The 13,217-nt window shown below is 45.5% G+C and carries 11 protein-coding genes; 6 read left to right on the forward strand and 5 right to left on the reverse strand.

Translation table 11 applies throughout. The features are described from left to right. Positions 1–152: 152 nt before the first annotated feature. Positions 153–695, forward strand: coding sequence for a translation initiation factor IF-3 (gene infC, locus HFV01_RS06675; protein WP_006624331.1), 543 nt, complete (start codon positions 153–155; stop codon positions 693–695). A gap of 341 nt (positions 696–1,036) precedes the next feature. Here the strand turns inward: infC and HFV01_RS31635 are convergent, their stop codons facing one another. Beyond that, entirely contained in the window at positions 1,037–1,201 is a 165-nt protein-coding gene (locus HFV01_RS31635) for a zinc ribbon domain-containing protein (protein ID WP_315640501.1), read from the reverse strand. Positions 1,202–2,181: 980 nt separating this feature from the next. On the opposite strand from HFV01_RS31635, the gene HFV01_RS06690 reads away from it, so the two are divergent. Together HFV01_RS06690 and HFV01_RS06695 are read left to right on the forward strand one after the other, a co-directional pair. Next, positions 2,182–2,361 carry a hypothetical protein gene (locus HFV01_RS06690; protein WP_006625930.1) on the forward strand — a complete coding sequence of 60 codons (180 nt, stop codon included), beginning with the start codon at positions 2,182–2,184 and terminating at the stop codon, positions 2,359–2,361. Between the two features lie 336 nt (positions 2,362–2,697). Continuing rightward, positions 2,698–2,898 (forward strand): hypothetical protein, encoded by a 201-nt coding sequence (locus HFV01_RS06695; RefSeq protein WP_150105301.1) that lies wholly within the window; start codon positions 2,698–2,700, stop codon positions 2,896–2,898. A gap of 206 nt (positions 2,899–3,104) precedes the next feature. Here the strand turns inward: HFV01_RS06695 and HFV01_RS06700 are convergent, their stop codons facing one another. Beyond that, a complete protein-coding gene (locus HFV01_RS06700; RefSeq protein ID WP_006624333.1) occupies positions 3,105–3,680 on the reverse strand; it encodes a hypothetical protein in 576 nt (191 codons plus the stop codon). A 168-nt stretch (positions 3,681–3,848) separates the two neighbouring features. Here HFV01_RS06700 and HFV01_RS06705 point away from each other — a divergent pair, with 168 nt between their 5' ends. After that, complete coding sequence (locus tag HFV01_RS06705) at positions 3,849–6,881, forward strand: HEAT repeat domain-containing protein (RefSeq protein WP_006668437.1); 3,033 nt, start codon at positions 3,849–3,851, stop codon at positions 6,879–6,881. A 58-nt stretch (positions 6,882–6,939) separates the two neighbouring features. Next, a complete protein-coding gene (locus tag HFV01_RS06710) occupies positions 6,940–7,416 on the forward strand; it encodes a Crp/Fnr family transcriptional regulator (protein ID WP_006624335.1) in 477 nt (158 codons plus the stop codon). Positions 7,417–7,963: 547 nt separating this feature from the next. On the opposite strand, the gene HFV01_RS06715 is transcribed toward HFV01_RS06710, so the two are convergent. Beyond that, a complete protein-coding gene (locus tag HFV01_RS06715; RefSeq protein ID WP_193520929.1) occupies positions 7,964–8,455 on the reverse strand; it encodes a hypothetical protein in 492 nt (163 codons plus the stop codon). A gap of 134 nt (positions 8,456–8,589) precedes the next feature. Here HFV01_RS06715 and HFV01_RS06720 point away from each other — a divergent pair, with 134 nt between their 5' ends. Then, the gene (locus tag HFV01_RS06720; protein ID WP_035760108.1) at positions 8,590–10,212 is read left to right on the forward strand and encodes a peptide chain release factor 3; all 1,623 of its coding nucleotides are present in this window, start codon (positions 8,590–8,592) and stop codon (positions 10,210–10,212) included. Between the two features lie 465 nt (positions 10,213–10,677). Here the strand turns inward: HFV01_RS06720 and aqpZ are convergent, their stop codons facing one another. Together aqpZ and HFV01_RS06730 are read right to left on the reverse strand one after the other, a co-directional pair. Further along, positions 10,678–11,424, reverse strand: a complete 747-nt coding sequence (gene aqpZ / locus HFV01_RS06725) for an aquaporin Z (protein WP_006624338.1) — start codon at positions 11,422–11,424, stop codon at positions 10,678–10,680. Between the two features lie 253 nt (positions 11,425–11,677). Beyond that, complete coding sequence (locus HFV01_RS06730) at positions 11,678–12,871, reverse strand: ABC transporter ATP-binding protein (RefSeq protein WP_006624339.1); 1,194 nt, start codon at positions 12,869–12,871, stop codon at positions 11,678–11,680. Between the last annotated feature and the right edge of the window lie 346 nt (positions 12,872–13,217).

Below are 13,217 nucleotides of genomic sequence, written 5' to 3' on the forward strand. Positions count from 1 at the left end.
CATAACTTGAAAGTTACCCCTAAAATACTAGGGTCCCTAAAGTTTAGATTAAATGTCAAGCCTATTGATATGGGAAATCAGTACAATGTTCGGTTAGTGCGACCCACAATTTTCGAGACATTCGTTAACCTCATTAACTTAAAATTCCTGTAATGCCTGTGATAGAATCAAAAAGAAATCGCAACTTACCTCAAATCAACGACAATATCCGCTTTCCTAAGATTCGCCTGATCGATACCGAAGGCGGTCAGCTAGGGATCATGACTCCCAGGGAAGCCATGAAACTAGCTCAGGAAAAGGAACTAGACCTAGTTCTGGTTAGCGATAAAGCTGACCCTCCCGTATGCCGGATTATGGATTATGGGAAGTTCAAATATGAACAGGAAAAGAAAGTTCGGGAAGCTCGTAAAAAGCAGCATACCGCCGATGTCAAAGAAGTTAAGATGCGTTACAAAATTGATGATCACGACTATCAGGTGCGTGTGAATCAAGCCAAGCGCTTCCTTAAATCCGGCGATAAGGTCAAAGCCACAATCATGTTCCGGGGTCGAGAAATTCAGCATAGCAACCTGGCCCGGGAGCTGCTAAAACGTATGGCAGTAGACCTAGAAGAACACGCAGAAGTTCAACAGTCCCCCAAACAAGAGGGACGGAGCATGATGATGCTGTTGGCTCCCAAAAAAACAACTAGCTGAGACTTAGGAATTGCGGGCCATTGTCATTTATCAAACCTGTTGCTGCTACAGTTATGATAAACCAGTAACCCCAGTTCCCCCCCCCATAACTGATAATTTAGAAAAGAGTTGACACTCCCCGTTCTAAAGAGACGGGGATTCTTGGTTCGCGCTACTCGCCATTAGACCGCAGGTTTACACCAACAGCCCAAGAGAGCCAATCTCCCCAAGCGTAAGTTCCGGCGTGCCCCGCCTTAGCTAGTCCGCGTTTCCGGATATTCGCTGCCACATTAACATCACGGTCGGCTACATACCCACAGTGCGAACACATTATGTGTTCTTTCTCATAGGGTTTTCTTGACTCATTGACCCCAGTTTGAGCATTCTTGGCTGGTATAGCGAGGCTCTGCAGCTACCGTCACCTTGCCATATTTCACACCAAAATACTCTAGCCAACTGCGAAAAGTAGACCAACCTGCATCAGAAATAGATTTAGCTAGTTTTCGATTTCTTGCCAGCCCTTTCACATTCAAGTCTGTAGATTGGATAACGGAATATGCTAATCTCTTGCAATATTCTTTTCGCTGCCTACTTACTCTTAAATGCTTACGAGCATATCTATTTATAGCTTTGTGATAGTTTTTAGATGGTTTTGGTCTGGCTTTCTTTTGAGCGTAACTGTACTTTTTGGTAGGGGTCGAAAGGGAAGTCGCCTTCCCCAACTCCCATACAAAACCGTGCTTGATACTTTCACATCACACGGCTCCTGATGTGGATACCCTATTGTCAGTAGGAACAGGGTTACTACCCCCTGCTTTATGACTTCAACTTTGGGAGCTATATACACTACGTAGTCTTTAAACTCGCTCTGGTCATAAGTACTCCTACTTATCGCAGTCTCTATATCCACACCGTGACTAGTGGGCATATCCCAACCATTACAGTTAGGCATTAGCTTTCAGTCACATCCCTTCCCCTTATGGGGTTAGGGGTCGAGAGTGAAGTCACCTTCACCCTCTCCCATTCAGAACCGTGCTTGATAGTTTCCCATCACACGGCTCCTGGTGTGGATACCCTATTTGTCAAAGGAGCAGAATCAAGAGACCTGCTTTCTACTTCGATGTTCAGAGCTATATGCACCACGTAGTCTTTAAACTCGTCCTCGCCATTATACTCTTACTGACCGCAGTATCTATATCCACACCGTGACCTGTGGGCATATCCCAACCATGACAATTGGGCTTTAGCTTCTGGTCACATCCTTCACCCTCTAAGCATGCGCTTACATTTTTCACTACTGCCTTGTGAATAGCATTACTCACTGGTTTATAGGCAGAGCATTAGAGGGGTTACAACGTTCCGATTATATGGGCATTCCATCGTTAGATTTGTCCTCTCCGCCGGGGTACTTTTAAAGGTCTGTGTAGGTAGTCGCACGAACCCCCTACTTTTCCCCTTGCCCTTTTGAGCGCAGCGTGTCAACCTATTTCGCTGCTAGTGTATTACGATGGTTCAAGTCGGACATTCGGTCTTGCTAATCATAGATGGTTGGCAGTGGTCGCGTCTTGGTAGTAGGTTCTACCTCACGCCTTCCGTTCCCCGCTTCAATCCTGGAGTTATGATTTCCAAAACTGGGGGTGGCTATCGCCGTTACTCTCTACTCCCTGATTTCTCAGTTCGTTTATGACCTTGAGTTCCCTGCCTTGCTTAGTTCCCTAAGCGTCGGGACATATAACCAGTTATGAGGATGGTCAGGAGAGGTCTCCTTATATCCAGATTCGGAGCTGGAATCCTCACCGGGTAGTTATTTCGGGCATTTCAGCCCTATTTCATACCCGAACGTCTCGCACCATACGCTTACACTTTTCACTACTCTACGAGATGTACTCGTAGAGAGCCCAATAGGGGTTTCAACGTTCCGTATATATGGGCATTCCATCTTTAGATTTGTCCTATCCACCGGGGTAATTTTAAAGGTCTTTGTAGGTAGTAAGTCTAAACTCCTACTTTTCCCCTTGCTCTTTTGAGCGCAGCGTGTCAACATATTTCGCTGCTTGGTAATTACGATGGTTCAGGCCAGACATTCGGTTTCCCTAATCATGGATGGTTGGCAGTGGTCGCATATAGTAGTATGTTCTACATCACGCCTTCCGTTCCCCGCTTCAATCCTAGGGTTGTGAATCCTAAAACTGGGGGTGGCTATCGCCTTTACTCTTTCCCATAATCACCCCAAGTGGGTTAAATACTCCTCCTAAGTATACTTGGACGGTACTTTGTGATTTCTTAAAATGGGATTGACCCTGAGTTCCCTGCCTTGCTTAGAGTCACGACTTCTAAGCGTCGGGACATATATACAGTTAAGGGGTAGACTTGTCGAAGGTCTAACTCCCTCTAGGAGGTTATTTCAGGCATTGCAGCCTTATTTCACTCCTAAACATCTCGCACAGACTTCTCTACCATAGCATCTACAGCATCTACAGCGATCGCAAATTGAGCATAGTATCCATCAGCCTGGCGGACTAATCTTACTCGCTTAATTTGTGTGATGTCGTAGTAGTTCAGGTCCCAGGTTCCCTTTAATTTCAGAGTCCCGATACCTTTTTTGTCAGAAAAGGTAATAGCTTTTCTGGTTTCCGAAAGTTGCCATCCGCTAGTTTTATATTCAACAGAGCGACTATGTTTTTTGAACTTAGGAAAACCTTTTTTACCCTTAACACTCAGCGAAGTCAAGGCTTTAACTTTTTTCTGACAGTTATCGTAGAACCGAGAAATAGCAAACCAAGCGCGTTCAGCCACTGATTGTCTAGCCATCGAGTTCAATTCCTTGGCAAAAGGAAACTCAGCCGCTAAGACAGCACAATATTTATTTAGGTCATATTTACCCCCCCCTTTATTATCCATCCAATAGCGCCAACATTTGTTTTGGATAAACTGAGATGTGCGAATAGCCTCGTCTATAGCTTGGTACTGAGATGGTTTAGCTTTGATGGGCGAACTCGTATACAATCATTGCTCACTCTAACAACCTTATGCTATTATAGGATACCAATGAAAAGATAGCAATAGTAGGTAGGCGAATAAATTTGCCCTAGCCGCTACATCCGCCCTATAAAGAGAGGCGGCCAAAGTGGCTATCAGGTGTTTTCAGATAACATTGAGGGGTCTCAATACGGGATGGAAAAGCGAATTGGTGAACCCGCAGGAGTGGGACAGGGTGTGCTACGCGGTCTAAATCTCCGCCCAGAAGAAGTAGAGCGAACCTTATTAATGTTCGCAGTTTATACTTTTTCATCCATCGGACTGATTTGGTTAGAACTAAGTACCGTCGGCCTATTTATTGATCAATATGGGGCAGAAAAACTGCCTTGGATTTATATTGCTAGTGCTGGGATCGGGTCTAGTTTGGGTGTAGTTTACTCTCGGTTACAGACCTTTTTACCCCTGCGCCGGGTGATTGTTCTGATTTTACTACTGATGGCAATCCCCCTGTTTCTATTTCGTTTTGGTTTGAGAATAGAAAATTTCAGGTTCTTGGGATTAAGTCTTCAGTTTGTTACCCTATTTGTCATGTGGCTGTGGGTTGAGGCTTGTTATCTTCTCAACGATCTCAATACCTCCATTACCTCTAATCAACTTTTTAACATTCGGGAGATCAAGCGCACCTATCCCATTATCAGTAGTGGTTATCTGGTGGCTGGGGTGGTTAGCGGTTTCTCCCTACCTCTATTGCTGAGATTTGTAGGATTAAACAATGTCACCCTAGTATCTGGGACTATGGTTCTCGTGGGTGCAGGTGTTTTATTTTATCTGTCCCAAAGATATGAACAGTCTTTCCCAGATTCTTCCCGGTGGACCCCCGAAGACGAACTCCCCGAATTTAGTACCCGTAGCCTCAAAGGTCCCCTACAAGGCTATGTCATTCCCTTGGTGCTATTTTTCGTCATGGCTGAAGTCGTCTATGTCATGGTCGATTTCCAGTTTTTCAGTCAATTAGAATACCGTAGTATCGGTGGCGCTAGTTGGATTGTTAGCTTCCTGGGACTATTTGAGGGGGTTTTGAGTACCTTCCAAGTAGCCACTCAGTGGTTTGCTTCCAGTCGCTTGGTCGAAAAAATAGGCGTGTTTGGTACAGCATCTATCCTTCCTGTGGGGGTAGTCGCCTTGGGCCTGTTTTCCTTGATAGGGGGGGCTACGGGTTTATTTACCATATTTATAGGGTTTTTGATTCTCAGATTTTTAGATGAACTGTTCCACTACACTCTCATCGAAACTACCGGGACGGTTCTATTTCAACCCCTACCAGAAAATATTAGGAGTGATATTCAGACCCTGGTTAATGGTGTCTTTGAACCCCTGTCAACGGGTTTGAGTGGTATCGGGATTTTGCTGTTGCTGTGGCTGATTAACCTATTTTTACCCGATGGTGTCCCAGAAGGTATTTTCCTGCAAGACCAAAGTCTGATTTTTGTCGTAACTATTATTTTGTTGGCTTTTGTCTGGTTGTGGGTGGTCTGGAAAATTCGCTCCCAATATGTAAGACTTCTAGTCCGTAGTGCTGAACGCGGTCGCCTGGGAACTACAGATATTGATATGCGTAGCCTCAAGCGATCGGTGGTCGATGAGTTGAAACAGCCAACCCCAGAAGCTGATAAGCGTTCCTGTATTGAATTACTCAGCCAACTTGATCCTAAAAATGTCGGGGATACTCTGGTTCCACTACTGGAGATTATGTCCCCGAATCTTCAGCGTCAAGCCCTAGAACTGATGCTAGATTATCCTAATCCCGCTCATTTAGAGGCGATTAGATCCCTATCTCGTAGCAGTCTACCTCCTGAAGTTTTGGCTTTGGCACTACGCTATATCTGGTTAACTGAATCTAACCCAGATATTAATCAGTTGAAACCTTACCTACAACCAAGGGTCGATCCGGTGGTACGGGGAACAGCCGCAGCCTTGATTATGCGTCGTGGCGATCGCGAACAAAAAGCGGCGGCTACTAATACTATCCGCCGCATGATCGTCTCTAATCAAGAACCCGAACGGGTGATGGGAGTCCGGGCTCTGGGTGATGCTGATTATCTGCAAGGGTTGCGAGTTTATCTTAATGACCTCCTCGCTGATGAATCTCTCAGGGTCCGCTGTTCGGTCTTGGAAGTCATTGCGGCTACTAAGATGGAAGAATACTATGGCTCCCTATTAAAAGCCGTTTCCTACCGTTCTACCAGAGAAGCAGCAAGAATGGCCTTAGTCCGATTGGGAAATGAGGCTATTCCTCTATTAATGAGAATAGCAACGGATATCTATAAATCAGATTTGGTCAGACTTCAGGCTTGGTCTGCTTTGGGAGAAATTGGTACGCCAGAAGCCTTAGATACTCTCATTGATAATCTGTTAATTTCCTGGGGAACCACCCGACGTAATATTCTCCGCATTCTCCTGAAAATTCCCGATGATGCGGGGATTGAAAGAACTTTAGACCGCATTGGACGTAATGGGGTGGAAACGTTAATTGAACAGGAGTTGATGTTTATTGGTCAAATCTATAGCACTCTTTTAGACCTCGAACCTGAAAAACCTACAGCTCCTATCTTACCTTCTACTGTCTCCCTTGAGGTCGCTTCCCCCCTAGAAATGCTCTGTCGCGCGCTCCGTAATCTTGAATCTGATGCCATAGACCGCTGTTTTCTGCTGATGAAGTTCCTTTACTCCCTCGGATCTATTCAGGCGGCGGCTTTCAATATTCGCTCTGGACAACAGGGAAATATTGCTCGTGGGTTGGAAATCTTGGATAATACTGTTGATATTTCCCGTAAACGAGCCTTGATTGGCATTTTGGATAATCACTCTATTGTCCAAAAAATTGAGGACCTCTCCCCTTTGATTTCCTATAAACCAATGACACCTAGCGAGCGCCTTCGTCGTTTACTGGAGTTTCGCCATTTCCTCTCGGATTGGTCTTTGGCTTGTTGCTTCCACCAAGCGCGGTCCGCCAGTTGGAGTCTCACCGCTGAACAGACTTTGATGTGTCTGAGACATCCCACAGGTTTTGTCCGGGAAGCTGTTTTGGCTTACCTCAAGATGGGAGCGCGTCAGGCTTTGGTAGAATTATTGCCAATGCTACAAACCGATCCAGACCCTTTGGTGGCTCACCAAGTACAACAATTAATCTCGGAATTAGCTGTACACATAAAAACCGAAATGCCTTGAGCAATGGGGAGTCCCTCTGGATTCAAGTTTACTAACTCGCGCTTTACCTCGTCTGATTATGTTAACTAGCGTACAACGCCTATTGTTTGTCCGAAAAGTCCCCATTTTTCAAGAACTTAGGGATGATTTCTTGGTGCGTCTTGCTTCTGTTATGGATGAATTGTCTTTTCCCCCTAATCAAAGTATTTTTACTGAGGGACAAGAAGGGCGATCGCTTTATATTGTCGTTTCTGGTCAGGTCAAGGTTCATCATGGCGATCGTGAATTGGCTCGTTTGGGTAAGGAAGACTGTTTTGGCGAAATGTCTCTATTTGATGCTGAACCGCGATCGGCTTCTGTCACTACCCTAGAACCCTGTGAATGTCTCATGCTCACACAGATGCAGCTTTATGATGCTATTGATGAGACTCCTGGTATTGCGGTTAATATTATTCGCTTACTATCTCGCCGCATCCGAGAATTGAACCAAAAAGCCAACGATCAAAACCCTAAATCTTCCATTTCCGAAGTTAAAGTCCCACCCCCTCGGTCTTGATGTATCTTGATTTTTTTTCAAAAAAAAATTGGGGTCGCTTTTTTGCCTCGCGGGCATTGACAACCCAGGGCATTCCTGCTATTATATTGACAATATCTTTAATAATTGGATATAGCCAAAAATAAAAATTTTACAACCATCCCATTATATTAAAAGTATAGCGCAAGTAGCCACGAAAGGCAACCCCCCTCCCCCCAAAAAATTCGCATTTTGCCAGTTGATTTTTTTTTCAAAAAAAAATTGGGGTCGCTTTTTTGCCTCGCGGGCATTGACAACCCAGGGCATTCCTGCTATTATATTGACAATATCTTTAATAATTGGATATAGCCAAAAATAAAAATTTTACAACCATCCCATTATATTAAAAGTGTAGCGCAAGTAGCCGCCAAAGGCAACCCCCCTCCCCCCAAAAAAATTTTTTGCAACATTTATTAAAATTTTGTTACAAAAGTTAATAAAGTTATAGTTTGGTAGGAAGGGATTAGTCTGTAAGCTAATGTTTGGACACACAGTTACCCATTAATCCCAAAATTGGGCAGCTATTTGGCTAGGGTAGGTGTAGCAGTTCGTGGCTGACAGAAGCACCCCGAGGGCGGGTGTAGCAGTCTTGCTGGTGTTGGTAGTAGCTGACAGAAGCACCCCGAGGGCGGGTGTAGCAGTCTTGCTGGTGTTGGTAGTAGCTGACAGAAGCACCCCGTGGGCGGGTGTAGCAGTCTTGCTGGTGTTGGTAGTAGCTGACAGAAGCACCCCGAGGGCGGGTGTAGCAGTCTTGCTGGTGTTGGTAGTAGCTGACAGAAGCACCCCGTGGGCGGGTGTAGCAGTCTTGCTGGTGTTGGTAGTAGCTGACAGAAGCACCCCGAGGGCGGGTGTAGCAGTCTTGCTGGTGTTGGTAGTAGCTGACAGAAGCACCCGCCCCTACTGTCAATGCAGAAAGAAAAGTCTTGTATCTGCTATGATAATTCAATAGCCCAGGTACTCTGGGTGGTAATGCCTGTGGAGCTGTCGGAACGGGGTAAGACTGTTGGGAGGTTTCGGCCACTTGTACCAACAACTGCTGGGGAAGACCAAGGAAGCAGGAATGCCTTATCGTGAGGTAAGGAAGCCCGTGTCGTAATCTTTGATTCGATGACGGGAGGATGTCACGTCGGAGATGGCAAAATCTATCAAGGTCCTATGTCAACAGAAATTAAGGACGAATTACAGCTAGAAGTGCAACGCCGCCGTAATTTCGCCATTATCTCCCACCCAGACGCGGGAAAAACCACGTTAACAGAAAAACTACTTCTGTATGGAGGAGCCATTCACGAAGCGGGAGCAGTAAAAGTCCGCAGGTCGCAGCGTCACGCGACATCAGACTGGATGGCGATGGAACAACAACGGGGGATTTCCATCACTTCAACAGTGTTGCAGTTTGAATATCATAACACTCAGATTAACTTACTGGATACTCCCGGACACCAAGATTTCAGTGAAGATACCTATAGGACGTTGGCGGCGGCGGATAATGCGGTGATGCTGGAAGATGCAGCTAAGGGTTTAGAACCTCAAACCCGGAAGCTGTTTGAGGTGTGTAAGATGCGGGGCTTACCTATTTTTACGTTTATTAATAAAATGGATCGCCCTGGTCGGGAACCTTTGGAACTTCTTGATGAAATTGAGCAGGAATTGGGGTTACACCCTTACCCGGTAAACTGGCCAATTGGTATGGGCGATCGCTTTAAAGGAGTTTTTGACCGCCATAAGGGACAAATTCATCTATTTGAACGGACAGCCCACGGTTCTCGGGAAGCGGTAGATACAGTGATAGATTTGGGAGATCCGCGCATTGAGGATTTATTAGACCAGGATCTGTATTATCAACTCAAGGAAGAATTGGAACTGTTGGACGCTTTAGGTTCAGACTTGGATCTGTCGGCGGTACATAGTGGGAAAATGACCCCAGTATTTTTTGGTAGCGCCATGACTAACTTTGGGGTACAACTGTTTCTGGATGCTTTCCTAGAATATTCGTTAAAACCAGGTCCCCACAATAGCACGATTGGGGATATTCCCCCAGATTATCCAGAGTTTACAGGGTTTGTGTTTAAGTTACAGGCGAATATGGACCCGAAACATCGCGATCGCGTGGCTTTTGTGCGGGTATGTACAGGAAGATTTGAGAAGGACATGACGGTTAGCCATGCTAGAACCGGAAAAACGGTGCGTCTGTCACGTCCGCAAAAACTGTTCGCGCAGGATCGTGAGTCAATTGAGGCGGCTTATCCTGGGGATGTCATTGGTTTAAATAATCCGGGAGTATTTGCGATCGGTGATACCATCTACAATGGTCAAAAACTGGAATATGAGGGGATTCCCTGTTTTTCGCCGGAACTTTTCGCCTATCTGAAAAATCCTAATCCGTCTAAATTTAAGCAGTTCAATAAGGGTATTACAGAACTGAGGGAAGAGGGAGCAATTCAGATCATGTATTCTCAGGATGATTCTAAACGCGATCCAATTTTGGCGGCGGTGGGTCAACTTCAGTTTGAGGTAGTTCAGTTTCGGATGCAGAATGAATATGGGGTGGAAACTCGCCTAGAATTGTTACCCTATAGTGTGGCTAGATGGGTAGCAGGGGGATGGGAAGCGTTAACCAAGGTGGGAAGACTGTTTAATACTGTTACTGTTAAGGACAGTTGGGGTCGCCCAGTTTTGTTATTTAAGAATGAGTGGAATTGTCAACAGGTACAGTCGGAACATCCAGAACTGGAATTAAGAAGTTCGGCTCCGGTGGTGTCGGGTCAGCAACCGCAATAGTGGGAAAAATTGAGTAGGGACAACATATAGTTGTCCCTATCGTTTGTGTGTATATACAGAATTGACAGAAAGACAATGAGGATCCTTGTGTTGACTACTCCCCGCGCTAAAGCGACGGGGATTCCCCGGAGGGATTTCAGAACTTCCGACAAGTCGGACTCCTAGGCGAAGTCAAATACGCCTCTATAGGTGGCCCGAAGGCTTCCTTTTACTTATTTTCATTCAATCACCTTTTGTCTCTCGCCAATGAAACGTCTTTGCTGCCGACATTTCTGCATGATGCAAGTCTGCCCTCACGGGATGTTAAGCCCCTTTCATTTGGGTCATAGAGAAGGCGATACCATTCTATCATAGTCATTGCGGCTAAAGCCGCCGAGTCGTTTTTCCGCCCCGCTTTAAAAAGACGGAGCTACCAAACTCCCGAATTTTTGCCGTGTTGTATATGGAGGGAAGCGCAATAGTTAGTTATTCGACAATAGCGGGGGTTTCTTCGATTGGCGTTTCAGAAAATAAGGCTGTATAGGCATATCCGGCGGCGATCGCTCCTACAATGGGAGCCAACCAGAATAACCACACTTGACTAAACAATTCTACGCCAGCAAACAGGGCTGGTCCTGTGCTGCGAGCGGGGTTAACAGAAGTGTTGGTCACGGGAATGCTGATTAAGTGAATTAGGGTTAGGGCTAAACCAATAGCAATAGGAGCAAAGCCCTTGGGGGCTCGGCTATCTGTTGATCCCAAAATCACCATCAAAAACATGAATGTCAGAACTACTTCTGTGATTAAACACGAAAGTAAGGAAAAGCCACCGGGAGAGTGAGGCCCAAAACCATTAGTAGCCAGAGGATTAGTACCAGTAAGGATAAAATCTGGTTGACCTATGGCGATTAGATAGACCAAACCGGCGGCAACGATCGCACCTATAACCTGAGCGACAATATAGGGGAGTAAATCCGAGGCTGGGAAGCGTTTTGCTGCCCATAAACCAAAGGAAACTGCCGGGTTAAGGTGACAACCGGAAATGTGACCAATGGCATAAGCCATAGTCAATACGGTGAGACCAAAGGCGATCGCCACACCAATAAAGGCAATCCCAAAAGGATTATCAACACCCCGTGGAAATTCGGCTGCTAATACCGCACTACCACAACCTCCGAACACGAGCCAAAACGTACCGAGAAACTCGGCGATGCACCGTTTATTCAGGGGCATTTTTTTCACCTCAAATAACTAATTGGGTAAGTTTAAGCAGCAATGCTATCACGTCTGCTTCTGGGAGTGAATTGTTGTTAGTAAAACTTTATAATTGTCGTGGCTATCTGGAAGCCCTAGACTATTATTAAATGAACATATAACTATATGTTAACCTAACAGATATCTAGTATTTGTTGGGTATGCCCTGAGACCAGGTATGGCTTATATATCCTGTGGAAAAGCAGTTATAGAGTTAATTAAACATAGTTAATCAAAGACGATCGCCTGTTTGTGGGTGAAAAAGATGCACTTTTTCATAGGCGATCGCCAAGTTAATTTTATCCCCCAAACTGACATCAATGGCTGCGGGAATCCTCACCTGTAAGCCATCTTCTGGGGGGTGGGTAAACCTAGCAAATAACAGGGTTTCATGTCCCAAGGATTCGACCCGTTCAACCCTGACATTAAGATGATTCGGGCTAGGTTCTGCGAGGGTTAAATGTTCCGAACGCACGCCCAAAACGATAGACTGATCAGCCAAATTCGTGAGATTAGCTATGGTTTCCTGAGATAAACTGAGGCGAAAATGGGGATGGATTAACTCACCGGACTTAGACAATTTAACGGTGAGAAAATTCATGGGACTAGAGCCAATAAACTCGGCTACAAAACGATTAGCGGGGGAGTTATACAAAACCATGGGACTGTCAATTTGCTGAATTTGTCCGCCATTCAGGACAGCAATTCGAGTCCCCATAGTCATAGCTTCGGTTTGGTCGTGGGTAACATAAATAGTGGTAGTTCCTAACTGTCGTTGTAAGTCAACAATTTGCGATCGCATTTCGGTGCGTAACCTAGCATCCAAATTAGATAAGGGTTCATCCATGAGAAAAACCTGGGGATTTCGAGCCATAGCCCTTCCTAAAGCGACCCGTTGCTTTTGACCGCCGGAAAGTTGTTTGGGAAACCGATCTAGTAGGGGTTCAATTTGCAACATCTCAGCAATTTGTTGTACTCGCAGCGCAATGGAACGTTCCCGACTAGACTGGTTACGGAAGGAATTAGGAAAAGGGAGCGATCGCTTTATAGTTCCGGCTAGTCTTTGAGGCAATTTTTCGGGTTGGCCAGTACGTCGCAACCCAAAAGCCAAATTATCATAAACTTTAATGTGGGGATATAGGGCGTAATTTTGAAATACCATAGCGACATCGCGGTTTTTGGGAGGATAATCATTAACTAAGCGATCGCCAATCCAAATCTTTCCGGCTGTGGGAGTTTCCAAGCCAGCAATCAAGCGTAATAGGGTACTTTTTCCGCAGCCAGAAGGTCCGACAAACACCATAAATTCACCATCACGGACGGTGAGGTTAATATTACGAAGGACGGCTCTATCTCGGTCGGTTTCCGAGGGGGTATTTTCCTGGGAAAAACGCTTATAAATATTCTCCAAAACGACGATCGCCATAGTGATTAACCCTCGATTTTTGTACGGTGAATGGGGCTAACCACGGACAAAATCGGTTCCCCAGCATTCAATTCTACCAGGCGATCGCCATAACCATCCTTACCCCAAACCGGAACCACATCAGGAACTAAAGTTACCTAATGATTTTCACTGGTTAAACAATATACAACCTCACGGGGAGTAGTCGCGGCCAACCCCCGACAAGCATATCATGATGACGGAGAGTTTAACATCTGAGTACCAAGGACTAACTGGACTATGGAGGTTTAAGCGATCGCAATTCATTTTTGAGGGATTTTAATAACTCGGAGCGATCTGATCATCAACCGCCTACCCCCACCGGGTG

The organism is Limnospira fusiformis SAG 85.79 (assembly GCF_012516315.1).
Classification (GTDB): Bacteria; Cyanobacteriota; Cyanobacteriia; order Cyanobacteriales; family Microcoleaceae; genus Limnospira; species Limnospira fusiformis.

Coding starts and splice junctions, on each gene's coding strand:
- infC (WP_006624331.1), top strand. CDS start 153: ATGCCTGTGATAGAATCAAAAAGAAATCGCAACTTACCTCAAATCAAC.
- HFV01_RS06690 (WP_006625930.1), top strand. CDS start 2,182: ATGGTTCAAGTCGGACATTCGGTCTTGCTAATCATAGATGGTTGGCAG.
- HFV01_RS06705 (WP_006668437.1), top strand. CDS start 3,849: ATGGAAAAGCGAATTGGTGAACCCGCAGGAGTGGGACAGGGTGTGCTA.
- HFV01_RS06710 (WP_006624335.1), top strand. CDS start 6,940: ATGTTAACTAGCGTACAACGCCTATTGTTTGTCCGAAAAGTCCCCATT.
- HFV01_RS06720 (WP_035760108.1), top strand. CDS start 8,590: ATGTCAACAGAAATTAAGGACGAATTACAGCTAGAAGTGCAACGCCGC.
- aqpZ (WP_006624338.1), bottom strand. CDS start 11,424: ATGCCCCTGAATAAACGGTGCATCGCCGAGTTTCTCGGTACGTTTTGG.
- HFV01_RS06730 (WP_006624339.1), bottom strand. CDS start 12,871: ATGGCGATCGTCGTTTTGGAGAATATTTATAAGCGTTTTTCCCAGGAA.